Source organism: Pelagibacterium sp., from assembly GCF_035555455.1.
Lineage (GTDB): Bacteria > Pseudomonadota > Alphaproteobacteria > Rhizobiales > Devosiaceae > Pelagibacterium.
In genome coordinates, this window is record NZ_DATMGM010000036.1 from 43,148 (window position 1) to 65,732 (window position 22,585).

At 60.8% G+C, this 22,585-nt stretch carries 26 protein-coding genes and 1 pseudogene; 8 read left to right on the forward strand and 19 right to left on the reverse strand.

Going from position 1 to position 22,585, the window contains the following annotated elements; genetic code table 11:
• Window positions 1-83 precede the first annotated feature (83 nt).
• The 5 genes and pseudogenes from VNS12_RS06205 to VNS12_RS06220 form a co-directional block, all read right to left on the reverse strand.
• On the reverse strand, window positions 84-485 hold the full coding sequence (locus VNS12_RS06205) for a curlin (protein WP_325486973.1): 402 nt from the start codon (window positions 483-485) through the stop codon (window positions 84-86).
• Between the two features lie 125 nt (window positions 486-610).
• Window positions 611-1,021, reverse strand: a complete 411-nt coding sequence (gene csgH / locus VNS12_RS06210) for a curli-like amyloid fiber formation chaperone CsgH (RefSeq protein ID WP_325486974.1) — start codon at window positions 1,019-1,021, stop codon at window positions 611-613.
• The gene (locus VNS12_RS15420) at window positions 997-1,272 is read right to left on the reverse strand and encodes a hypothetical protein (protein WP_414693076.1); all 276 of its coding nucleotides are present in this window, start codon (window positions 1,270-1,272) and stop codon (window positions 997-999) included. Before VNS12_RS15420 ends, csgH begins: the two co-directional genes overlap by 25 nt.
• Window positions 1,203-1,523: pseudogene (locus tag VNS12_RS06215) on the reverse strand (curlin); the annotation flags it as partial. The pseudogene VNS12_RS06215 and the gene VNS12_RS15420, both read right to left, overlap by 70 nt.
• Before the next feature lie 194 nt (window positions 1,524-1,717).
• A complete protein-coding gene (locus tag VNS12_RS06220) occupies window positions 1,718-2,167 on the reverse strand; it encodes a YcgN family cysteine cluster protein (protein WP_325486976.1) in 450 nt (149 codons plus the stop codon).
• Window positions 2,168-2,318: 151 nt separating this feature from the next.
• Between VNS12_RS06220 and VNS12_RS06225 the strand changes: the two genes are divergently transcribed.
• Genes VNS12_RS06225 through VNS12_RS06235 form a run of 3 tightly spaced genes read left to right on the forward strand, consistent with a single transcriptional unit; the run spans window position 2,319 to window position 5,597 of the window.
• The gene (locus tag VNS12_RS06225; protein ID WP_325486977.1) at window positions 2,319-4,475 is read left to right on the forward strand and encodes a transglycosylase domain-containing protein; all 2,157 of its coding nucleotides are present in this window, start codon (window positions 2,319-2,321) and stop codon (window positions 4,473-4,475) included.
• Between the two features lie 4 nt (window positions 4,476-4,479).
• On the forward strand, window positions 4,480-5,055 hold the full coding sequence (locus tag VNS12_RS06230) for a DUF1214 domain-containing protein (RefSeq protein WP_325486978.1): 576 nt from the start codon (window positions 4,480-4,482) through the stop codon (window positions 5,053-5,055).
• Window positions 5,052-5,597: a DUF1254 domain-containing protein gene (locus VNS12_RS06235; protein ID WP_325486979.1), complete on the forward strand. Its 546-nt coding sequence runs from the start codon at window positions 5,052-5,054 to the stop codon at window positions 5,595-5,597. Before VNS12_RS06230 ends, VNS12_RS06235 begins: the two co-directional genes overlap by 4 nt.
• A 21-nt stretch (window positions 5,598-5,618) precedes the next feature.
• Here VNS12_RS06235 and VNS12_RS06240 read toward each other — a convergent pair whose 3' ends face one another.
• Window positions 5,619-6,449, reverse strand: a complete 831-nt coding sequence (locus tag VNS12_RS06240) for a hypothetical protein (RefSeq protein WP_325486980.1) — start codon at window positions 6,447-6,449, stop codon at window positions 5,619-5,621.
• A gap of 348 nt (window positions 6,450-6,797) precedes the next feature.
• On the opposite strand from VNS12_RS06240, the gene VNS12_RS06245 reads away from it, so the two are divergent.
• Window positions 6,798-7,988 (forward strand): DUF2336 domain-containing protein, encoded by a 1,191-nt coding sequence (locus VNS12_RS06245; protein ID WP_325486981.1) that lies wholly within the window; start codon window positions 6,798-6,800, stop codon window positions 7,986-7,988.
• 5 nt (window positions 7,989-7,993) lie between these two features.
• Here VNS12_RS06245 and VNS12_RS06250 read toward each other — a convergent pair whose 3' ends face one another.
• From VNS12_RS06250 to VNS12_RS06260, 3 genes are read right to left on the reverse strand one after another with little or no spacing between them, the layout of a single operon-like run.
• Window positions 7,994-8,329, reverse strand: a complete 336-nt coding sequence (locus VNS12_RS06250; protein WP_325486982.1) for a DUF1491 family protein — start codon at window positions 8,327-8,329, stop codon at window positions 7,994-7,996.
• A 53-nt stretch (window positions 8,330-8,382) separates the two neighbouring features.
• Complete coding sequence (locus tag VNS12_RS06255; protein ID WP_325486983.1) at window positions 8,383-9,402, reverse strand: peptidoglycan-binding domain-containing protein; 1,020 nt, start codon at window positions 9,400-9,402, stop codon at window positions 8,383-8,385.
• Entirely contained in the window at window positions 9,366-11,174 is a 1,809-nt protein-coding gene (locus VNS12_RS06260; RefSeq protein ID WP_325486984.1) for a PAS domain-containing sensor histidine kinase, read from the reverse strand. Before VNS12_RS06260 ends, VNS12_RS06255 begins: the two co-directional genes overlap by 37 nt.
• A 311-nt stretch (window positions 11,175-11,485) precedes the next feature.
• On the opposite strand from VNS12_RS06260, the gene VNS12_RS06265 reads away from it, so the two are divergent.
• Complete coding sequence (locus tag VNS12_RS06265; protein ID WP_325486985.1) at window positions 11,486-11,791, forward strand: hypothetical protein; 306 nt, start codon at window positions 11,486-11,488, stop codon at window positions 11,789-11,791.
• Between the two features lie 47 nt (window positions 11,792-11,838).
• Entirely contained in the window at window positions 11,839-12,270 is a 432-nt protein-coding gene (locus VNS12_RS06270) for a SufE family protein (protein ID WP_325486986.1), read from the forward strand.
• An 8-nt stretch (window positions 12,271-12,278) separates the two neighbouring features.
• Here VNS12_RS06270 and VNS12_RS06275 read toward each other — a convergent pair whose 3' ends face one another.
• The 10 genes from VNS12_RS06275 to VNS12_RS06320 form a co-directional block, all read right to left on the reverse strand.
• Window positions 12,279-12,770, reverse strand: a complete 492-nt coding sequence (locus VNS12_RS06275) for a DUF6456 domain-containing protein (protein WP_325486987.1) — start codon at window positions 12,768-12,770, stop codon at window positions 12,279-12,281.
• Entirely contained in the window at window positions 12,757-13,170 is a 414-nt protein-coding gene (locus VNS12_RS06280; protein ID WP_325486988.1) for a helix-turn-helix domain-containing protein, read from the reverse strand. The genes VNS12_RS06275 and VNS12_RS06280 overlap by 14 nt, the downstream gene beginning before the upstream one ends.
• Before the next feature lie 190 nt (window positions 13,171-13,360).
• Window positions 13,361-13,783: a Ros/MucR family transcriptional regulator gene (locus VNS12_RS06285; RefSeq protein WP_325486989.1), complete on the reverse strand. Its 423-nt coding sequence runs from the start codon at window positions 13,781-13,783 to the stop codon at window positions 13,361-13,363.
• Between the two features lie 139 nt (window positions 13,784-13,922).
• A complete protein-coding gene (gene mnhG, locus VNS12_RS06290) occupies window positions 13,923-14,270 on the reverse strand; it encodes a monovalent cation/H(+) antiporter subunit G (protein WP_325486990.1) in 348 nt (115 codons plus the stop codon).
• Window positions 14,267-14,593, reverse strand: coding sequence for a cation:proton antiporter (locus VNS12_RS06295; protein WP_325486991.1), 327 nt, complete (start codon window positions 14,591-14,593; stop codon window positions 14,267-14,269). Before VNS12_RS06295 ends, mnhG begins: the two co-directional genes overlap by 4 nt.
• Entirely contained in the window at window positions 14,590-15,069 is a 480-nt protein-coding gene (locus tag VNS12_RS06300; RefSeq protein WP_325486992.1) for a Na+/H+ antiporter subunit E, read from the reverse strand. The genes VNS12_RS06295 and VNS12_RS06300 overlap by 4 nt, the downstream gene beginning before the upstream one ends.
• A complete protein-coding gene (locus VNS12_RS06305; protein WP_325486993.1) occupies window positions 15,066-16,658 on the reverse strand; it encodes a proton-conducting transporter transmembrane domain-containing protein in 1,593 nt (530 codons plus the stop codon). The genes VNS12_RS06300 and VNS12_RS06305 overlap by 4 nt, the downstream gene beginning before the upstream one ends.
• Window positions 16,659-16,670: 12 nt before the next feature.
• Window positions 16,671-17,048, reverse strand: a complete 378-nt coding sequence (locus tag VNS12_RS06310) for a Na+/H+ antiporter subunit C (protein ID WP_325486994.1) — start codon at window positions 17,046-17,048, stop codon at window positions 16,671-16,673.
• A complete protein-coding gene (locus VNS12_RS06315; protein WP_325486995.1) occupies window positions 17,048-17,470 on the reverse strand; it encodes an MnhB domain-containing protein in 423 nt (140 codons plus the stop codon). The genes VNS12_RS06310 and VNS12_RS06315 overlap by 1 nt, the downstream gene beginning before the upstream one ends.
• Window positions 17,467-19,818: a putative monovalent cation/H+ antiporter subunit A gene (locus VNS12_RS06320; RefSeq protein ID WP_325487012.1), complete on the reverse strand. Its 2,352-nt coding sequence runs from the start codon at window positions 19,816-19,818 to the stop codon at window positions 17,467-17,469. The genes VNS12_RS06315 and VNS12_RS06320 overlap by 4 nt, the downstream gene beginning before the upstream one ends.
• Before the next feature lie 219 nt (window positions 19,819-20,037).
• On the opposite strand from VNS12_RS06320, the gene msrB reads away from it, so the two are divergent.
• Window positions 20,038-20,436 (forward strand): peptide-methionine (R)-S-oxide reductase MsrB, encoded by a 399-nt coding sequence (gene msrB, locus VNS12_RS06325; RefSeq protein ID WP_325486996.1) that lies wholly within the window; start codon window positions 20,038-20,040, stop codon window positions 20,434-20,436.
• A gap of 47 nt (window positions 20,437-20,483) precedes the next feature.
• The gene (locus VNS12_RS06330) at window positions 20,484-22,562 is read left to right on the forward strand and encodes a S9 family peptidase (protein ID WP_325486997.1); all 2,079 of its coding nucleotides are present in this window, start codon (window positions 20,484-20,486) and stop codon (window positions 22,560-22,562) included.
• Window positions 22,563-22,585 lie beyond the last annotated feature (23 nt).

Sequence of the window (22,585 nt, forward strand, 5' to 3'; positions counted from 1 at the left end):
CGGTTCTTCGATCAATCCATCGTGATCGCGCCGCGCGCGATCTGCTCGCGCACGGCGCAAAATCGGGTCAAACATGGGCCGGCTTACCAACCGAAGACAAATCCCAGCCCGGTCTGCCCGCCATATTGATTGACGTGGGCGTTGGTGCCATTCCCGAACTGGAACAGGCCATAGCTATTATTGCCGTTCTGCTGGCTGAGGCTGCCATTGTGTCCGTTTCCGTCCTGATGCACGACGCCCAGATTGTTGCCACCGCCCTGCATCAACCCGGCAACGTTGTTCAGACCATTCTGAGAGATCGAACCGTTCTGGATTCCATTGACGAGCGCATAAATCCCCAGCCCCGCCTGCATCATGTGTTGCTGGCTGGCATTGGCAGGCGCCAGATTGATCGAGACCTGTCCCGCCATGCCCGGCGTTGCCACAGTGCCTGCCGCAACCATCACGGCGACGATGCTGGCCAGCTTGAGTTTGGTGAGTGCCATGTTCCTGCTCCTGTTGCTTGCAAAGGGCTCGTTTCGCCCTTGTTTCCACCATGCCCGGGTTGTGCTGAACCGCCCCGGACGCTGGCGTTTATCTGTCGTTAAGACTTGCCATCGCGTGCGACGCGTCAGGCGAGAGGGCTCCCGGCCTGCATGCAATCGAAGGTCATGCCGTCGATTTCGATGGTGAACTCGATCTCGTAGCGCGCGCCGTTGCCCATCGAGATGCGGCCCAGCGAGGTCGGACCAGGTTCCCGCGCAGTAAATCCGCCGCCCTGATTGACGACGCTCGTGCCCGCCCCGCCGATGGATCGGGCGGAAAACCGGTAGGTTCCAGAAGCAGGGCCGCCATTGTACAGCGCTTCGAGCACCGTCGCCCCGCCTGCACTTGTGATGGCCACCTCGCATAGAGGAGCCCCAGCACTCGTCGCTGCATCTGCGGAGCGGGCGTAGCCGGCGCTTGCGATCAGGCCCAGGGCGAGGACGGCACCGGCGGCGGGGAACAGATAGCCGCTCAATTTGTGAGTATGCCCAGACATTGGATTTCTCCTTGCTGTGGCGCTCCGGCCGGGCACGCGACCCGGGCCGGTGCGAAAATCGGTGAAATTACGGGCAAACCTGAACGAAAGCGGCGACGTTGCCCGAGCCATACTGATCGACATTGGCGCTGCAGCCATTGCCCACCTGCACCCCGGCAGCGATATTGCCGTTGCCGTCCTGGGTCAGGATCGAGGTGTGGTTGGAGCCAAACTGGCCTACGCCCGCTTCGTTGAAATTGCCGTTCTGCCAGCTCTGCGCATTATTGCTCCAGCCGGTCTGGCCGCTCGCGGCGACGTTGCCGTGGCCATGCTGGGTGTTGGTGGTCGCGTTCCACCAGCCATCCTGGAAGATGCCGATCTGGTTGCCCCAGCCATTCTGGGTGCCGCCTGCGGAGTGGCCATAGCCCCACTGGTTGATGAAGATATCATTGGCCAGAGTGGGGGCTGCCACGGCAGCGGCGCTGACAGCGATGGTGGCTGCGATAACGAATTTCCTGATCATGTTCCGTCTCCTGGTTTGGACTGGCGGGTGTTGCGTACCGCCTCTTGTCTCTTGCAGGATCAGAATTAGGACAGGCCGCAGGAACCGGCCCTGAATCGGATATTCAGAAAACGTTCATCGCCCGAAATCTTCTACAAATCCGGGCTAATCGCGGCACAAACCTTTGATTTTGATACCCATATTCCATCGAAGCGTTATTCTTCGGGCTCCCAGTCGACCCAGTCGATGATGTGGCTTTCCCAGTCATCGATATCGGCATCCTGTTCGGCGACCGTGCGCCCCCGCACGGAAATCCCGGCGGCGTGAACGGTGTTGGGATCGCCGGAGACCAACGGATGCCACCAGGCCAGGCCGCGCCCTTCGGCAATGCGGCGATAGGCACAGCTTTTTGGAATCCAGTGGATTTCGCGCACCTTTTCGGGGGTCAGCTTGATGCAATCGGGCACCTTGGCCTGCCGGTTGGGATAGTCCGAACAGGCACAGGTTTCATCGTCGAGCAGCTTGCAGCGGACATTGGCAGCAAAGATCTGGCCGGTATCTTCGTCTTCGAGCTTGAGCAGGCAGCAGCGTCCACACCCATCGCAGAGCGCTTCCCACTCTTCGGTCGTCATTGCCTCCAGCGGCTTTTCATCCCAGAACGCCATCGGCGATATCAACTCCGTGCCTTTAACCAACCGGGCCTTCTTGCATAAAATTGTGGTGACCCGCGCCGCCGGTTGGCAATACAATAAAAAAATCCGGATCGGGCGCACCCTTGGTGCGCGCGGACGAGACCCAAGCGACCGAAGGGCCAAGGTGCAGGATCCGTTTTATACCAAGGAAAAGCAGTCCAGGGGCAAAAATCGGCTGCTCGAAGCAGACGCGTGGCTGGATTCGTTCCTCTATGACGGAATGCGCTCGTCGGGACGACTCTATACCAGGATTCAGGATTTTTTCGCCCTGTTCTCCGTGCGCGGCCTGCGGCGCTTCTTTGTCGAGATCACCTCAGACGCCCTGAGCTTTGGCGCCATGGGCGCGGTGCTGATGACCGCTCTGGCGTTGTCTGCCATGGATGCGACCGCCTCGGGCGAGTTCAATCGGGCGGAAGATTACTCGGTGATCTTTCTCGACCGGTACGGCAATGAAATCGGTCGCCGCGGCATTCGCGCCGATGATTCCGTGGCGCTGGCCGAAATACCCGACTTCCTCATCAAGGCAACACTGGCCACCGAAGACCGGCGGTTCTACACCCATTTCGGCATCGACGTGTGGGGCACAGTGCGCGCGCTGCTCTCCAACGCCGAAGGCGATTCCAGCCTTCAGGGCGGCTCATCGATCACCCAGCAACTGGCCAAGAACCTGTTCCTCTCCAACGAGCGCACGCTGGAGCGCAAGATCAAGGAACTGTTCCTCTCGTTCTGGCTGGAGGCCAATTACACCAAGGATGAGATTTTAAAATTCTACCTGGACCGCGCCTATATGGGGGGTGGCAATTTCGGCGTGGTCGCCGCCGCCGAGTATTATTTCGGCAAACAGGTGCAGGATGTCGACCTGTCGGAAGCGGCAATGCTGGCCGGGCTGTACAAGGCCCCCACCCGCTTTGCGCCTCATGTCGACGTGGCCGCCGCGCGCGGTCGGGCCAATGTGGTGCTCTCCAACATGGTCAACGCGGGCTACCTCACCGAAGGACAGGTCACCGCCGCCCGTCGCCGCCCCGCCGAGCCGATTAACCGCTCCGACGAGATCAACTCCCCCAACTATTTCCTCGACTGGGCGTTTTTTGAAACCAAGCGCATCGTCGGCGACAGCGACGAGGTCGGCTTCGTGGTCCGCACCACGATCGATCCCGAATTGCAGGCGCATGCCGAAGACGCGATCATCTCGGTGCTGCGCGAGCAAGGTGCGGCCTACAAGGTCAATCAGGGCGCGATGGTCGCCATGGATCTCAACGGCGCCGTCCGGGCTATGGTGGGCGGGACCGATTATGGCCAGAGCCAGTTCAACCGTGCCACTGCGCCCAACCGGCAGCCGGGCTCGGCGTTCAAGCCGTTCGTCTATGCCACCGCTTTCGAAATGCTCGACATCACCCCTCGTTCGGCGATTTCCGACAGTCCGGTGTGCATCGGCAATTGGTGCCCGCAGAATTACGGCCGCTCCTATCGCGGCTCGACGACCATACGCGCGGCGATGGCCTCCTCGATCAACACTGTGCCGGTCCGCCTCTCGATCCAGACCGGGCGCGAGCCGATAGCCGAAATGGCGCACCGTCTGGGCATTCGCAACGACTTTCCCGTCACCCGCTCGCTCGCGCTCGGGGTTGCCTCGGTGAGCGTGATCGACATGGCCTCCTCGTTCGCCGTCTTCGCCAATGGCGGCTATCGCGCCACGGGCTTTGGCATAAGCCGCATCACCACCCTGCGGGGAGAAGTCGTGTTCGAAGCCCAGGACTCGCACGAGCGCGTCCTCGACGAGCAGATCGTGCTGGCGATGAACGACATCCTCAACGCGGTCAATTATGGCGGCACCGGTGGCCGGGCTGTGGTCGAGGGTGTGCCCAGCGCGGGCAAAACCGGCACCACCAGTTCGTATCGCGACGCCTGGTATGTCGGCTACACCGGCAATTACGTCGCTGCCGTCTGGTATGGAAACGATAACTACTCCGCGATGAACAACCTCACCGGCGGCACCCTGCCCGCCATGAGCTGGCAGAAATTCATGGACTTCGCGCACTCAAATATCGAGGTGAAGCCCCTGTTTGGTGTCGCTATGGAGCCGAGGCCGTTTGTCATCGCCAGCGCCGACAGCGACGAGGATGGCGAGGCTGCGGTGATGCGCGCCCCCAATCTCACCCCTGCTGCCGCCCTCAAGCTCCTTGATCTGTCGGAAAAAATGCGTCAGGCACTACAGACTGGCACTGGTGCCGGACTGGATCAGGCTGCGGTCCCGTCACTGGACACAAACGAAAGTCTTTGACGTCTTGGGGTTGCTTTTCCGACTGCTGTTCGGCCTTGCGATTGCACTCGGCACGGGGTTCGGCGCCAGTTACTACGCGCTGACCGATGGTCGGCTGCTTGCCGCTGTCCGGGTCGGCCCATGGGTTGCCTGGCCCGATGTCGGGCAGGCTGCGCCCAATCCCTACACCCGCGCCTATCTGGCCCGAACCGGCCACCTGCAACTCGGCCATGCCGAAGGCATCCAGTTCTCCGCCTTCAGCGATGATGACGGCGAAGCCCTCGATGCCCGATGCACTTACGAAATAAGGGGCACCGTTCCCGGCGCCAGCTTCTGGACGCTGGTTGCCACCGCCCTTGACGGCACCAACATTGCCGCGTCCGATGCCCTCCCCGCCCTTCACAGCGAGCGGATCGCGCGCAGCGGCGCTGGTGACCTTGTCGCTGCGGTCGGCCCGCATCTTTCGCCCGGCAACTGGCTGGAAACGGCGGGCAAAGGTGAATTCGTGATCCTGCTCACGCTCTATGATGCTACCGCCTTTTCTGGTGGCAATTCGGCACTTGGCGATATGCCATCCATCCGCAAACTGGTGTGCCCATGAGCCGGCTGTTGTTCTGGGCGGCGGGCGGCCTTGTGCTGGGCGGGCTGATCCATCTCATCGTCATCATCACCCTGCCCGATGCGGCGACGCGGGGCGTCTGGAATCGGCTCAGCGCCATCGCCCCGGCGGAAACGCTGGTGGTTATCGACGATATCGGCCCCAATGCGCCCAACCCGCTCGGGCTCGACCCCGAACTGCTCTATGGCGTGTGCCGGCTGGAGCTCAACGATGGCCCCGGCATCGTCAGCGGCCCGCTTCCCCTCGCCTTCTGGTCTGTTGCGGTTTTCAATCCCAGCGGCCATGTGATCTATTCGACCACCAACCGGTCCGGGTCCGGCGACTTGCTCGATATGGGGCTGTTCAATCCGTCCCAAACGCGGCTCTTGGCCGAACAGCGCTTCGAGATCAACGAAGGCCTGCTGATTGTGGAAACCGGCGGCGACGACGCGATCGCCGTTATCCGGCTGGCCCCGCCGCATCCCTCCATGCGAGAGCGCTATCGGGATATCCTCGCCGGTCTTGCCTGCCGGACGCTGCGCTAGGGCGTCCTTCGACAAGCGCCGCTATTTGCGGACAAGCGCCTCCACCGGCTGCTCAAATCGCGAGGCAAGCGCGCTGTCCTTGAACACCACGCCTCCGCCACCGGCAAGGCAGAAATCCCCCGCCTCGGCGCGCTGCACATAGGCGGCCATGTGCGTCAACAGCGCATCGACCGAACGCGCTTCCTCGTGCGGGGTCTCGACCAGCAACCGCTCCAATGCCGTTGAATAGGACAGATGCCGATAGCCCAGCGCACGCGTGAACCAATTGATTTTGCGGTTATTTTCGATGCGGCGCGCCGCCACCTGTTGCGGGGCGTCGGGGGCCGCCAGGCCGACATTGCCCACGGCAATCTGGCGCTGCCGGTCCACTTCGATCACCCGGCAGATGGCGGCAAAGGTCGCAGGAATGGTGGCGATATCGGCAGTGATATCGTCGGCAATCTTGCTGTAGCGCACCCGGGACGACTGGAAGCGGGTACTGCGCAAATACTGGTAATAGCGATCAGCTAGAAACTGCGTATCGGTCGCGGCGGATATGCGCGTCCGTTGCAGTTCGACCGCGGTGTCATAGAACCAGTCCCGGCTGTGGGGCGCAACCAGAAACCGCCACACCCGATCTTCCATTTCCCGTTCCTGGTCGGTGAGATTGAAATTAGAGACCGCTTCGCCCCGCCCGGCGGCCTGCGCCGCCCCCATGTGCGGCATCAGTTCGTCGTGGAGCACGCTTGGTGCTGCCCGGCCGAAATCGCCCGTGGGCCGGGCGCAGCCAGCAACGGCAAGGCAAGCCAGGGCGATGAGAACGCCAGAGCAATTCCAGGACATGCGCAAAAACAACGGCTTGGTTCGTTTCACCGTTTCCGTGGAACGATGAAACGATGAAACGAAACGGGAGATCACCAGTTCAGCCCTTTCGCGTCCGTCCCATCTGCGGCCTTTGTGCCGACTCGCAGACAGCGGTGGCGCGCTCATAGCGGACGCCCATGAACAGTATGATTTTTGCCGTATGACCCTTGGCGGTCACCGGCGCTGAACGCGCCTCCCTGAGACTGAATTTGAGCACCCTGCCCATGTGTGGCCTCATCCGTTCGGTGCAGTTTTCCGGCGCGTGGCTCTTCCCTGTCCCACGTCCGGCGACCCGCCTGTCATACGCCATTAAGACTTCGTCAAGGTTAACAGTCCGCTAACGAATTGCGGTCAATAGTGACGATAGAGACAGGGGACCGGATCGGCTCAGACCAGATGATCGGCTTTCAGCCATATGAAACATTCCAACTGCTGATTGAAAATGGCGGTGTCGAGCGGGCCAACACGCTGCTGGTGGCCGCGTGCGATGCCTATGCGCGCCGCGCTCGCCCACTCGCCGCAGAGATCGAGCAGTTCGAAGTGTTGGCCCAGCGGCTGTTCCCCACCGCCGCGCCAACCGCACGCGCCAGGGCCGCTGGCATCCTGGCCAGCGCCGGGCACCTCACACCGGCTCTCGAAATCCTCGTTTATGAGCATCTGGGCACCGGGTTGATCCCCCATGTGGAGCAGGCCTCGTCGCTGTCCAATGATGTCGTGCTGCGTCTGATCGACAAGGGCAATATCGATGTTGCCGCCGCCATCGCCCACAGGGACGATCTTTCCAATGGCGCGTTGGCACGGCTGTTCGCCATCAACAGCCGCAAGGTCTATCGGGCCCTCGCAACCAACACCGCCATCGCGCCGCGCGGGGCCCATCTCGATGCCCTGTTGCGCTCTGCTGAAATGGATCATCAGGTGGCCTCCACCCTCGCACAACGCGGGGATTTCGACGCCGCCCTGCTGACCAATGTATTCTTCGATCTTTCTGAAGAAGGCCGAACCAGCGTTCTGCGGGCCTATGCCGGGCGCAATCTGCCGCAAGCGCCGATGATGCGCACCTTTGAGCAGATTTCGGTCGCAACCGATGAATTCACCGGTGCGCTGATGAAGCTGTTTTCGGAAAACCGGCGGCCCAGGATCACCCGGCTGTTGACCCAGATCACCGGCCTTGATGAATTCCGCTGCGCCGAGATTGCCCACGACACCAATGGAGCCGCGCTCTTTGTCGTGCTCCGGGCCTTTGGATGCACGTCCAAGGAAGGTCTCAAGGTCCTCATTCATGCAACCAGCCATGATTCGGATCGCTCGGGGCAGTTGGCCGGTTTCGCCCGCATGTTCGAAGAGATCAGCGTTTCCGCCATGGTGTATGTGATGAGCGCGTGGCGTGGCGACGTGAAACCCGCCGAACTCGCCAGGCCTGAATATGCCGGTGTTCCCGCCTCCAGGCAGCGCGCGGGTGAAACTCGGCCTGCACAGCGCAGTCGTTCTGCGGGCGACGAGGCCCTCAAGGCGCTCGATCAGCTGAGCACCTCGCGCCAGGCGGGATAATTTTCTTATACTAGGTCGATTCCCGGGTCATCGCCGCGCATATCGAGCGACAGCACCCAGAAATCGGGATCGAATTTGCTTTCCTGCGCGATCCTCTCGACCACCGTCAGCGGATCGACACGGTCGAAGCGCTTTTGGAATACCCGGTCGACAGGTTGCTCATCGAGCAAGGCACCCGGTGCCGGCGTAAACAACGATACCGTACCGTCCAGATGATCGACCTCGATCCAGATCTGGCCCGCGATCGAATCACCGCGCCGTGACACCACGCAGAAATTGCCGTTGTCGTTATGCCGCCGCACGAATGCGGCGCACCAGATGTCGGAACGCAATTGTTGCATGGCAATAAGACTGGACCCGGATGCGAACGCGGCAAATCGCGCTCGTCCAAAGCCTAGAGGAAAGCACCCGCTTCGACCAGCATCTGCCGCAACATGGGGCTCACCTCTCCGGTGGGCCGAAAGTTGTTGAAGATCTGGAACTGGCGGATGGCGCGGGCAGTCGCTTCATCAGCAACCCCGTTTACCGCCCCTTGCAGGAACCCGAGCCGCGTCAGACCGCGCTGGATTTCGCTGACCAGGTCCTCGTTGAGGACCGGGGCCACATCGGCCCGACTCGGCGCGGCGGTGACTGGCGCTGTGGCCTGAGCGGCCTGCGGGACGTCCGGGGACAAGTCCGCCACTGTCTGGCGCTCCGCTGCTGCCATGGCGGTCGCCGAATCTTCCTGCATCTGGGCGATGAGCGGACCAAGTTCGTCGGCGGCAGGTTCCGCCGCCACCAACGGGGCCGGAGCCGTGTTCACCGGCGCTGGCGTCTGGGACGTTTCTAAAGGTGCCCTTTTCACAGCCTCGATCACCTGCGGCGTGGCCGCCCCGGTCCGCGGCAAGCCGGACCGGGATTCGAACAGCCGGATAGCGTCGGCGGTCTTGGGGCCATAATAGCCGTCGACGGTCCCGTTGAACATGCCCAGCGCCATTAGCTTGCCCTGCAAATCGGCAATATCCTGATTACCGATGGCCGAAGGTTCGGACACCGGCGCAGGCTGCACCGGCGCCGGCTCTGCAGCCACAACGCTGGCTGTCTGTTCCATCGCGGGCCGCGCGGGCACGCTTTCGGGCTGCACCACCACGGGCGCGATGGGCTCGGGGATATCCACGCTCTTTTGCGCCCCGGCTGCAAACATGGGGGCCGGGTGGCGCGTCTCCTGCAGGAACAGCGCATTGGTCCCCGCCATCAGGATCAGCCCCGAAGCCAGCACAAGACCTGTCGAGGCCATTGGCGAGCGCGCGAACTGAGCGAACCCCCAGGCAAAACCTTTTGCGGCGAACCCGGCCGCGCTGGCGCCAATCGCAAGGGGAATCTGAGCAATGCCGGTGGTCATAGTGCTGCGCTTCTTCTTTCGTCTTCTAGCCATTTTTCTTCGTCATTTTTGCGCATTCTCGCGGGAAGGTGCTCAATTGTACCGCCAACTTTTGCCAAACTTTGGGGGCCATCAATGGGCAGCAGCACGGTCACAGTCGTGCCCACCCCCTGTTCCGACAGCACTTCCAGCCGCCCCCCATGCAGCGCCACCAACCCCTTCACAATCGACAACCCCAACCCGGTCCCCTCGTATCGGCGGGCCAATCCCGCCTGCGCTTGAAGGAACGGCTCACCGATCCGTCGGATGGTATCGGGGTGCATACCGATGCCGCCATCGGACACAGAAATGTTGAGCATCTTACCCTGCCGCTTGACGGAAAGGATAACCTTGCCGCCTTCGTGGCTGAATTTAAGGGCGTTGGAGAGCAGGTTGATCAGGATCTGCCGGCAGGCCCGCTCATCACCCACGATATTGGGCAGGCGCTCCGGCAATCGGGCGTCTATGTCGATCCTGCGGTCACGGCCCAGTTTCTCGACCATTTGCAGGCAGGGCTCGACCAGATCCTGCGGCGCAAACAATTCTGTGTGGACTTCGAACTTGCCCGCTTCAATCTTCGACATGTCGAGCAGCATGTTGACCACGTCGATCAGATGGTGACCGCTGCGGCTGATATGGCCCGCATATTCCTGATGAGTGGGCGATAGATCGCCCCCGATCCCCTCGGCCATCATGTCGGAAAAGCCGACAATGGCGTTGAGCGGCGTGCGCAGTTCATGGCCGATGGTGGCGAGGAACCGTGACTTGGCCTCCGAGGCATCCACGGCCTCCTGGCGGGCGGCTTCGAGTTGGCTCTCGCCATCCTTGCGCACACTGATGTTGCGCATGACGCCCAGGACTTCGCAAGGCTGATCGTCCGATCCCGTCGGCAGGCTCAATGGCGCCAGCGACAACTCCGTCCAGATATAGCGCCCCCCTGCCCCGGCCTGTGCATCGTCGCGCCGCAGGCGCAATTCAACAACGAACGGAACGCGATTGCGCGACACATCGGCAATGGCCTTACGGTATGCTGGCCGGTCCATCACGTGCACGCGTTCAAAAAGCCCGGTATGGTCCAGTTCAAACGGGCGGCACCCCAGCAGTTGGCTGGCTGAGCGGGAAATATAAGTCGGCGTACCGTTTTCGCGATACCGCACCACGGCACCCAGCATGGTGTCGGCGAGGGTCGCAAACACCTGCGTCTGATCAGTGGCAAGCTGTTGACGCGCGGCATCGAGGTGCCGAAAAGTGATCAGCGTCATGGCAGCAACGACAGCGATAGCGATAACGGGGAAAACACTCGCGGGCCACCCGCCCAGCGCAATTGACGCCCAGTTGCCAAACCCGCTGACCGCCACGACCATGGCAGGAGCGCCCCAGGCAAACATCCGGACACGCGAACGGCCCAGCGCCACGCCATACACCCCAGCGAGCACTCCAAGCCCAACCCCGAAATTGATAACCGCGCCGTCCATCAAGGCAAGGCCCGACCCCGCGATGGCAAGGGCGGCGACATGGGTGGCGATTGCCGCTTCAGATGCGTTTCGGCCGACCAGCACAGCGCTCAGGACCATGAAGGCCAGAGCGGCGACGGCAGCAAACAGGGGAGCGGCGTTCCCATCTACAAAAATCATCAGCGCACATGCGAATGCCAGACCGAGACCCGCCATCATGGCCACGGTGTTGCCGACCAGCACACCACGCAGCCCGGCACCGGCCTCCGCTGCGGCGATGCCGGATGCCATCTCCAGGTGACTAGGGATCAAGTCTGAGAAAGAGTTACGCATGAAACACTCAACTGAATGCCGCGATACGCTGCGGCAGTGCATCCGGAAATATCGTCCGGGCGGGTCCACCCTTCCATTCAAGCCCTAAAACACCCTTAAGTCTGAACGGCATCCGGTCCTCTGCCCCCGCATCCGACAACGTTTGGCGGGCCTTTCTCGGAGTAGCGTAAATAGAGTCTTGCTTAATGGCCGCCTGATCGGCTGCATCGCCTTTGTGTAAAATTTTAAGCAAATTTGAGCCCAATGCTTCACATGGGACGTGCAATCTGCGCGCAATGATCTGCCGGCCATCGAGCGAAGAAAGGAAGTGCATGTTTTTGGTTCGCTCAGCCTTCTGGCTCACCGCCGCCTTCATCGTGATGGCGCCGGGCGTTGGCATGGACGTGGGCGCGTCGGTCCGATCGGGCGGCGAACACCTGGTCAGTCAGGGTGCGCAGATGGTGGGCGACACTCTTCTGCCGGCAAGCTGCACCGCCATCGAATGCGTGGTGGGCCGCAGCATCATCGGCCATGTTGCAGAAGCGGGTGAACCGGTTTCGGTTTTGCTTGATACTATTGCGGACGTGCCGGATGCATATGCCGCTTTCCCGCCCCCACGTCCGGATTGGGCATATTGAGCCGGTTTCCCCTTTTCTTGCCGGTGCCAAGGGGCTAGATATTGGGGATGAACACCACAGCCGCATTTGATGAAATCGCCGAAAATCTCTCCCTGCTCGACGACTGGGAGGATCGGTATCGCTACATCATCGAACTGGGCCAGGCCCTCAAGCCGCTGTCTCCGAATGAATATATTGCGGACAACAAGGTCCATGGCTGCGCATCGCAGGTCTGGCTGGTTACCGAAAGTACCGTTGGTAACACCGGAACCATACTGACCTTTCGCGGCGATTCCGATGCAATGATCGTCAAGGGGCTGGTCGCCATCATTCTGGCGCTCTATTCGGGCCGCACCGCCGCGGACATCGCCGCAACCGACGCCCTGCTGATCCTCGATTCGATCGGCCTGCGCGAACACCTGTCCACCCAGCGGTCCAATGGCCTGGCCGCCATGGTGGCCCGCCTTCGCGGGGATGCTCAGGCGGCCACGCTGGCCTGAGCCGCCCCTCAGCCAAATTCGCTTGGTCTTGCGCTGGCTTCCATCCAGTTGCTGTTTCCGGTCGCAGGCAGTCCCACGGCGTCTGATGTGAGGCCGAAATGCCTTGCCGCTGCCTCCAATCCAATGCGCAGCACCAGCTTTGCGCTGCGGCGCGGCCATCGTCGCTCTACTTCGACCTGTTGCAGGCCCTTGTCGAAGCCGCAGACATCGATCAGGACTCCGGCGCAGTCGGAGGGCAAGAGTTTCCAGATTTCGGCCAGCTTGCGCCGCGCGTCCGCTGCCATATCGCCGATGTCGTGCGCACCTGCCCCTCCCCGGTTGCCACCGACGCGCGGGCCGTAATACATCGTGGTCCGCGGCTGTAACTGACTGCGTTCAAACAAGACTTGAATGCGCTGCCCGGCTTCGAGATGGTGGGGTTGGAGAAAGCCGGGCAGACCGGCCTTGTGCCGCGCGAGCGATCTTAATGTATCGTTTTTCAGCACGCTATCGTCCGACATGGATCGCTCCTGCCAAATCCGGATGGAGCGGGAACCGCAGACCGGAGTGTCTGGCCCTCTCGATCTCTTGTTCCAAAGCGGTGATTCGAATGTCTTCCGGACTGCCCTCGTCGCGGGCATCTTCGATCTGGGCGCAAGCATAGGCCACGGTTGTGCGGTCTCGCCCGAAGAACTGTCCCACCTGGGTCATGGTCATCCCCAGCAGCACATTGCACAGATACATCGCCAGTTGGCGGGCCGCCGCCGTGGGGAGCTGTTTGCGGGAGGGGGCGAAGAAATCCCGATACCGCACCCCAGTGGTAGAAGATACAATGCGGACAACAAGCCGACACTCGCGCCGGAGAGCGGGCGAAAGCAGGTTCCGCTCCATCCGGCTTGTCGTGGACACCCAAATCGTCATAGGAACACTCTCTCATAAATAGGATATAATTCCTATAGCCGAGAGAGCGAGCCGCGGGGATAAGTGCCCCTACCAATTTGCGCTGGAGTTCAAATCGGCACGGTGCGGTTGCTTGCGCCCGAACCGCCTTGCCATCGCCAACAAAAAAGGGCCGCTGCCGCAGCCCTTTTTTGCAGTGTCATCAAAGGCTTCAGGCCGTCTTGCGACCCAATCCGTTGGCCTTGGCGAGGCGCGAACGCGTGGCCGAATAGGAGGGCGCGACCATGGGATAATCCACGGGCAGGCCCCATTTTTCCCGATATTCCTCGGGCGACAGATTATAATGGGTGCGCAGGTGCCGCTTGAGCGACTTAAACTTCTTTCCGTCTTCAAGACAGATAATATAGTCAGGCGTTACGGATTTGCGCACAGGCACTGCCGGCTTCTTTTCCTCCTCAGGAATGATTGCTTCCTGGGAGCCCAAAGCTTTGAGTGCGTCGTGAACATCACTGATCAGGCGGGGCAGATCGGTAGGACTGATAGCATTGTGGCTGACATAGGCAGCGACGATTTCTGTGCTGTATTCGACAAGGTCAAGCTCGACCTTGTTCTCGGCGTGAGCCAGAGCGGTCATTGCAAATCCCTTCTATGGGGGTGGGGGCTATTTCACACGATCCGGTATATCCGGACCTTGCTGGGTTGCTCACTACTGTTGTTCGGAACAGTTTGCAACCGTCGCATACATCTTGTCCAAATTTTGGTTATCTTGGCATTTACTTGCGAAAATGGTCAGATTTTTCGAAATCGTCCATCACCAGCCCCTTGGCAGGCCGGTATCCGGCGATATACGCGGCGCGTGCCAGAAGATGCGCCGAAATCGGCGCCGTGAGCATGAAAAAGATGATGCCCAGCAGGGCCCGGAAAATCACCGCCGTCTCGAAACTCACCAGCGCGATCGCCAGCAACGCCAGCCCCGACCCAACAGCTCCGGCCTTGGAGGCCGTGTGCATCCGGGTGAACAGATCGGGCAGACGGACAATTCCGAATGCGGCCAGAAAGCTGAACAGGGCACCAGCAATCAGCATCAGACCAGCGACATAGTAGAGCAGATCGACGATCATTTCCGTGCCTCCTCCAGATGCTCTTCCTCGTTGGTTCTGCTGACTTCCCAGCGCTGTAGCACAAAGCGAGAAAAGGCAACCGTTGACAAAAACCCGATCAGCCCCAGCGCGATAGCAATATCGAGATAGAGCATGAAGCCCGTGCGCAGGGCGATCACCGCGATATAGCCGATGACCACCGCCACCAGCATGTCCAGCGCCAGAATACGGTCAGGCAGACTGGGGCCAACGATGATGCGGTAAATAGTTACCAGCAGCGCCAAGGTGAGAATACCGAGCGAAATCGTGGTCGCCAAATGCAGGAATTCCGGGCCGCTCATCATTGGAACACCTCGATGATCTTTTGCTCAAAACCATCCCGGATTGAGGCGATCGTCTCCTCGCGATCGTGCATTTCGAGGACATGGATATAGAGCACACTGCGATCGTCCGACACATCGACGCTCAGCGTCCCCGGGGTCAGCGTGATCAAATTGGCCAGCAGGGTGATTTCGACATCGGTCTGCACGGTCAGCGGATAGGCGATGATCGCAGGGGCGATACGGTTGTGCATATTGGGCGAAATCACGAGGATTGCGACCCGCCATGCAGAGAGCGCCAATTCGGTCAGAAACAGCAGGGCAAGCGAAACCACCCGGCCCAGCCGCCGCAGCAGATGCGGCCGTTCGATCCGCTCACGCAGGAAAAGGCCGGCCCCTGCCCCGATCAGCGCCCCGAGCAGCAGGTTGAGCAGGGTGAAGGTGCCGGTGACGAACGCCCAGACCACAGAAAGGGTTACGACAATCAGGACAAAGGTCATGGCTGGGGCACCTGCGCAAACACTGCATCAATGTAGCGGTCCGGCGCGAGCAGATCACGCGCAGCAATCCCTGATGCGGTGAACAGCCAGTCGGGAAACAGCCCGAATATCACGATGACGGCGAAAAAGGCCGCGGTTGGCACCAGCCCCAGCCGCGTATCTGTGCGGCTCAGGGGGCGCAAGTCGGGGTTTGGCTGTTCCGAGCGCTCACCCTCTTTGCCATTGCGCCAGAAAATATGCGCCCACAGCCTGCTGGCAGCGATCAGGGTCAGGAATGAATTGGCGAGTACGGCAAAGACCAGCCACCAGTTGTCTCCGCGAATACCGCTCTCGACAAGCAGGATTTTCGGCCAAAGGCCCAGAAAGGGCGGCATGCCCGATACCGCAAAAATCATGATGACGAACAGAATGGAAAGCGGAGCGCTCGCCTTATACACCCCACCCATTTCGCGGATGTCCGCAGTGCCAGTGGTCTTTTCGATCAGCCCGGCCAGCAGGTAGAAGGCGGTGAGGGTCAGCATCGAATGGAAGGCGTAAAAGATCGCGCCACCCACCCCGTGCATTGCTCCCAAGGCGAAACCGGCAAAGATCGCCCCGATGCCGCCAATCACGAAAAACCCCACAGCGCGGCGCAGATTGGCCTGGGCCATGGCGCCGAGCGGGCCCAGAAGCAGTGTCGCAAACGCGATGATCGCGATGACCGATTGGAGCTGGGCATGACCTTCAGGCAGCGCCATGGTCAACACCCTGATCGCGGCATAGGCCCCAACCTTGGTGAGCAATCCGCCAAAAATTGCCGAAACCGCAACATCGGGGGTGTGGTAGGAGGCCGGAAGCCAGGCATTGGCGGGGAACGCCGCAGCCTTGACCGCAAAAGCAAACAGGAACAGCAACGAAACCGTGATCAGCGGCCCGAACGGTATCGCTGCCCCTTTCTCCACCAGATCGGCGAAATTGAGCGTCCCGGTCAAACCGTAGAGATAGGCGATGGCAACGAGGAACATCGTTGTCGCGAGGAAATTGAGAAATCCGTACTTGATCGCGCCATCGAGTTGGACTTTCCGTCCGCCCAGAATGAGCAGTCCGAACGATGCGATCAGCATCACTTCGAACCACACATAGAGGTTGAAGATATCCCCGGTCAGGAACGAGCCGCTGACGCCTGCAAGCAGCAGCAGCAGCATCGGATAAAACCCGAACAGATGCCCGCGCTCGGTGAGGTCCGTCTGGGCATAAAATGCTACCACCAGCGTCGCGATCGACGCCGCCAGCGCAAAGATGGCGCTGGTCATGTCTGCTGCAAATGTGATGCCGAACGGCGGCAACCACTTGCCCATGGTCATGGCGACCGGGCCCGTCTCGAAAACCCGTAGCACCAGGTAGATGTTCGAAACCAGAATGGCGCCGATGATCGCCACGGCAAAGACGAGCTGGATCTGGCGCTGACTGCGCAGCATGACCAGGAACCCCGCCCCGAACAGGGCCAGCGCGACCGGCCAGACCACCAGCCAATCGGATGCCGATGTTGCCACATCGATCATCGAAACAGGCAGATCCAGCGTATCGTAGGGAGAACCGGCAGACGGCATGGTCGTGCTTACCTAATAACTCAAAGGAGGACGCGGCGCATGCTCGGGCTCGGCGATACGCATGTTGTCCGTGTCATCGGCATCCAGTTCCTGATACGCGCGGTAGCCCAGCACCAGCATGAAGGCAAACAGCGCAAAGCCGATGACGATAGCGGTGAGGATCAACGCCTGCGGCAGCGGATTGGCAGAACCGGAAAGCGGGAAAAATTGTCCGGCGGGCACAATCGGCGGCACCTCAACCGAAAGACGGCCGATGGTGAAAATCAGCAGATTGACGCCATTGCCGAGGATCACCATGCCCAGCAGCATGCGGATGATCGCCTTGGACAGCAACAGATAGACCGCGATCGCAAAAAACAGGCCGATCAGAACGGCAAGAGCCACTTCCATCAGTCGTCTCCCTCTTCGCCGTCCAGCGCCAGAGCGATGGTGCTGATCGCCCCGACGACGACCGCATACACCCCGATATCGAACAGCAGCGGGGTCGAAAGCGCGATTTCCGCGCCTTCAAACTCAAAGATCCACCACAGGCCGGTGAGAAACGGAACTTCGGTTGCCAGAGAGACAAAGCCGGCGATAGCGGCCAGCACAACGCCCAGCCCGGCCAGCGTGATCGGGTGCACCCGCAACGCCCGTCGTGTCGCCGCAGCGCCTGCGGAAATGCTGTAAATGGCGATGCCAGACGCCCCGATCAGTCCGCCAATGAACCCGCCGCCGGGTTCATTGTGGCCGCGTAACATGACAAAAACGGAAAATACCAGCATCAGTGCGGAGAGCGCAGGAGCAGCAGTTCTGAAAATGACCGTGTTCACGCCGCCTTCTCCTTCCTGCGCGTCGAGCGCGGCTTTTTGGCCGACTCAGGCTTCGCTCGATGCCGGATGAGCGCCAGAATGGCGAGACCAGCGGCCATCACGACGGAGATTTCACCCAAAGTATCAATGGCGCGGTAGTCGACAAGGATCACGTTGACGATGTTGCGACCATGGGCGATCGGCGTGCTGGTCGCCTGGAATAGCTCGGTTAGCGACAAATCGAGATCGGTTTGCAGCACCACCAGCAGCAGGATGGTGATCCCCGCCCCCACGGCGATGGCCACGGTTCCGTCGCGGATCGCAGCCTCCAGTTCGCGATGGTCAGCCTTGCCCAGATGCAGCCTTGTCATTACGAGCGCGAGAATGATGACGCTGAGGGTTTCCACCATGAACTGGGTGAAGCTCAGGTCAGGCGCGCCGAACAGCATGAAGATGACCGCAACCGCAAAGCCCTGAATACCGAGCGCGACGATGGCGGTCAGCCGCGAACGCGCGCCAACCACAGTGATCAACCCGATGGCGGCGATCAGCACAGCACCCCACTCGTAGAAGGTCAGGACCGGCCAGTCCGGCAGAGACGGCAAGCTGTTGGAAACGATCAGCGGCGCCAGCAGCGAGACTGCCAGAACGGCGAAAAACAGCAGCAAATAAAGTTCCAGCCGCCCGTGATGCAGGAGACGGGTCACCCGGTCGCCGAACCGGATCAGTCCGAACATTGCGGCGTCGAACCCGGCATCGAAGGTCCAGCCGATGCCCTCGCCCACCCGCCGCAAAGCCAGGCGAACGTTATCGGCGTGCCAGAACAGCGCTATCCCAAGGGCCCAGGTTACGATCGAAGCCCATATTGCGGGATTGAGCAAATCGAAGGCGAGATGGACTTGGGCGTCAACCGCACCATCGTAAATGGAGGCACCGGCGGGGCTGAGCACCACCCGGTTGAGCCAATCGGTGAACAGCCCCGCAACGATACCCAGCACCCCCAGCACCACCGGCCCGGCAAATAGGCTCACCGAGCCTTCGTGCGGCACATGCGGCGTTGGCCGCGGTTCGCCAAGGAAGGGCCGTAGCGCAATGAGCAGGCCCACCACCATCATGCAGGCATTGCCCACGACCATCACGGCAAGAAACAGCAGATCGGGCCACACGCCACTGGTCAGCGCCAGATACATTTCTTCCTTGGCCAGAAAACCAATCGCGATCGGGAACCCGGCCATGGAAAAGCCCGACAGCAGGGCAGCGATGAAGGTCACCGGCATGGCTTCGCGCAGTCCGCGAAGGACGGTGATGTCGCGAGTCCCGGTGCCGTGATCGATGGTCCCCGCCACCATGAACAGGGCACCCTTGAACAGGGAGTGGGCGCACAGATACAGCACCGCGCCGAGCACCGCCTCTTTGGTGCCAAACCCGATCAGCATGACCAGCAGCCCCAGCGAACCCAGCGTGGTGTAGGCGAGCTTTTGCTTGAGGTCGGTCTGGCGCAAGGCCAACACACCGCCCAGCAGCAGGGTGATACCCCCGAATACCGTCAATATCCAGAACCACGCTTGGGTTCCGCCCAGTACCGGGTTCATGCGCGCCAGCAGATAGACGCCCGCTTTCACCATGGTGGCCGAGTGCAGATAAGCCGAGACGGGCGTTGGGGCTTCCATCGCGTTGGGCAGCCAGAAGTGGAACGGGAACTGGGCCGATTTGGCGAACGCTCCAGCCACAACCAGCAGCATGGCGACCAGATACGCCCCGCTCTGCTGCGCGACACCCGCGCTGGCCAGCATGCCGCTCAGGCTGTTCTGCCCGGTGATGAGGGTGAGCATGATCAGCCCGGCCAGCAAGGCCAGTCCCCCGCCGCCGGTGACGATCAGGGCCTGAATAGCGGCCCGCCGGGCCGCCTGCCGACTGTGATCGAACCCGATCAAGAGGAACGAGGTGATCGAGGTCAGTTCCCAGAACACGAACAGGGTGAAGATGTTGTCCGCCAGAACGAGGCCGAGCATCGACCCCATGAACATCAGCATGTAGGAGAAAAATCGCCCCTGATGCGGATGCCCCGCCAGATAGCCGCCCGAATAGATGATGATGAACGTGCCGATGCCGGAAATCAGCGCGCCAAAAACCAGGCTCAACCCGTCGATGAAGAATGAAAACCTGATCCCATAGGCCGGGATCCAATCGAGCCCGGCTTGAATTGCGGTCAGATCGGAAACCGGCCCGATAAAACTGAGAAAAGTTGCAAAGATGGCCGCGGGCACGATGGCGAGTATCCAGCCCGCCATTGGCCCGGCAAACCGTGTGATCCAGGGGGCCAGAAGCGCGGCGATAAAAGGCGCAAGCGCTATCAGCGCGACAACCACATCAAGGTCAGGTCCCAAACGAGTCCCCCGATCGCCAATCTCGTCATCAAGTCCCGGAAAGCAGGACTGCCCGAAAGAATCAGTTGGCAAACAGTAACGTTCCTTTGCGCAAGCTCAACCAAAACCGGAACCTGGAACGCAATATTGACTCTAAAGTTGTGATAACCACATCGGAAGCGATCGCTATAATCTGCGATGACCGACGGAAGGGATGTTAAAATGAACGATGAAACGGATCGGTCCACCACCGAATGGCGCTCCAGACTGACGCCGGAACAATTCCGTGTCACCCGCGAGCATGGCACCGAACGCGCCTTCTCTCACCCGTATAATCTGGAAAAAAGGGACGGCATCTATCATTGCGTGTGCTGTGGTGCCCCACTTTTCAAATCGGATACGAAATATGAGTCCGGGTCGGGCTGGCCCAGCTTTTTCCAGCCGGTTTCAGACGATGCCATCAAGGAAATCGACGATCGCAGCCATTTCATGCGGCGCACCGAAATCCGCTGCGCCAATTGCGATGCCCATATCGGCCACGTATTTCCGGACGGCCCGGCTCCGACGGGATTGCGATATTGCACCAACGGGCTTGCGCTCGACTTCAAGCCGGACGAATAGTCCCGCTCACTTTCGAGTTCCAGTCTGGTCTTTTCCGAGGATAGAACATGCACGACGCCGCGCCCCCCGTTGCCGCGCAACGCCCCCATTCGGACACGCGGCACGGGGTCACCCGTCATGATCCGTATAATTGGCTGAGAGCGGAAAACTGGCGCGAGGTCATGGCCGACCCGTCCGTGCTGCCCCAGGATATCCGCGACTATCTGGAAGCCGAAAACGCCTGGTATGAAAGCCAGTTCGGCGAAAAGACCAAGGCGTTGCAGGAAACCATCTACGCGGAAATCCGCGGGCGCATCAAGGAAGATGACAGCTCGGTCCCCTCCCCCGATGGTCCGTTTGCCTATTATTCGCGGACGCGCGAGGGCGACCAGTATCCGCTGATCTGCCGGATTCCCACCGCTGGTGGCGACGAACTGGTGCTGCTCGATTGCAACGCGGAAGCTGGCGAGGGATATTTCGGCTTTGCGGGCGCGGAACACTCGCCCTGCCACACCATGGTCGCCTGGGCCGCCGACCGGAATGGATCGGAATATTACACCATCCATATCCGGGACGTAGAAACAGGTCAGGACCGCCCCGAACGGATCGAAAAGGCCGGCAGCGGCGCGCTGTGGGCGCTCGATTCACAGTCGTTCTATTACGTCGAGCTGGATGAAAACCACCGGCCGTTCCGGGTCCGCAAGCACGTGCTTGGCACCTCTCAGGCCGATGACGCCATCATTTATGAAGAGAGCGATCCCGGCTTTTTCGTTAGCGTTGACCTGACGCAATCACGGCGTTTCATCACCATTTCCGCCCATGATCACCAGACGTCCGAAGTCTGGCTGATCGACGCGGAACAAGGAGGTGACCCGGTTGTCGTGGAGCCCCGCCATGAGAACACCGAATACTCGGTCGAGGAGCGGGATGGGACCCTCTACATCCTCACCAACGACGACAAGGCCGAAGATTTCAAGGTCGTTACCGCCGCCGTGTCGGCGCCGGGCGTTGCCCAGTGGGTTGATCTTGTCGCCCATGAATCGGGCACACTCATTCTCGACATCATCGTTCTGGCCAATCACCTCATTCGTCTCGAACGCAAGGATGGCCTGCCGCGCATCGTGGTGCGGGATTTGCGCACGGATCTTGAGGAAACCATCGCCTTTGCCGAGGAAGCCTATTCGCTGGGGCTTATTCCGGGCTACGAGTTCGACACCGCAACGATCCGGTTTTCCTATTCCTCGCCCACCACCCCCGGGCAGATTTACGACATGAACTTGGAGACCGGCGAGCGGGTGTTGCGCAAGCAGCAACAGGTTCCCTCGGGCCATGACCCCGACGCCTACGAAACACGCCGGATGTTCGCCAAAGCGCCCGATGGCGAAGACGTTCCAGTCACGCTTTTGTACCGCAAGGGTCTCAAGCTCGATGGCTCTGCCCCGACGCTGCTCTACGGCTATGGCTCCTATGGCCACGCCATACCGGCAGGCTTTTCGATTTCGAACCTGTCGCTGGTCGACCGGGGGTTCGTCTATGCCATTGCCCATATCCGGGGCGGCATGGACAAGGGGTATGGCTGGTACAAAAACGGGCGCGCCGAGCACAAGGCCAATACCTTCACCGATTTCATCGCCGCTGCTGAAATGCTGATCGACAACGGCTTCACCGCCAAAGGCAAGATCGTAGCCGAAGGCGGGTCGGCTGGCGGCATGCTGATGGGCGCGGTCGCCAATATGCGGCCGGACCTGTGGGCAGGCGTCATGGCCATCGTGCCCTTTGTCGACGTTCTCAACACCATGCTCGATGACACCCTGCCCCTCACGCCGCCGGAATGGCCCGAATGGGGCAATCCCATTGCGTCCGAAGACGCTTATCGGCGCATCGCTTCATATTCGCCCTATGACAACGTCGCTGCCGTCGCCTATCCGCCGATCCTCGCCCTGGCCGGGCTGACCGACCCGAGGGTGACCTATTGGGAGCCTGCCAAATGGGTGGCGCGCTTGCGTGCAACCAAGACCGGCGACAGCGCATTGTACCTGCGCACCAATATGGACGCCGGACATGGCGGGGCTTCTGGCCGTTTCGAACGCATCAAGGAAACCGCAATCACCTATGCTTTTGCGCTTGAATGCGTTGGATTGGCATAAGTTTACGCCTTGTGCCGTTGCAC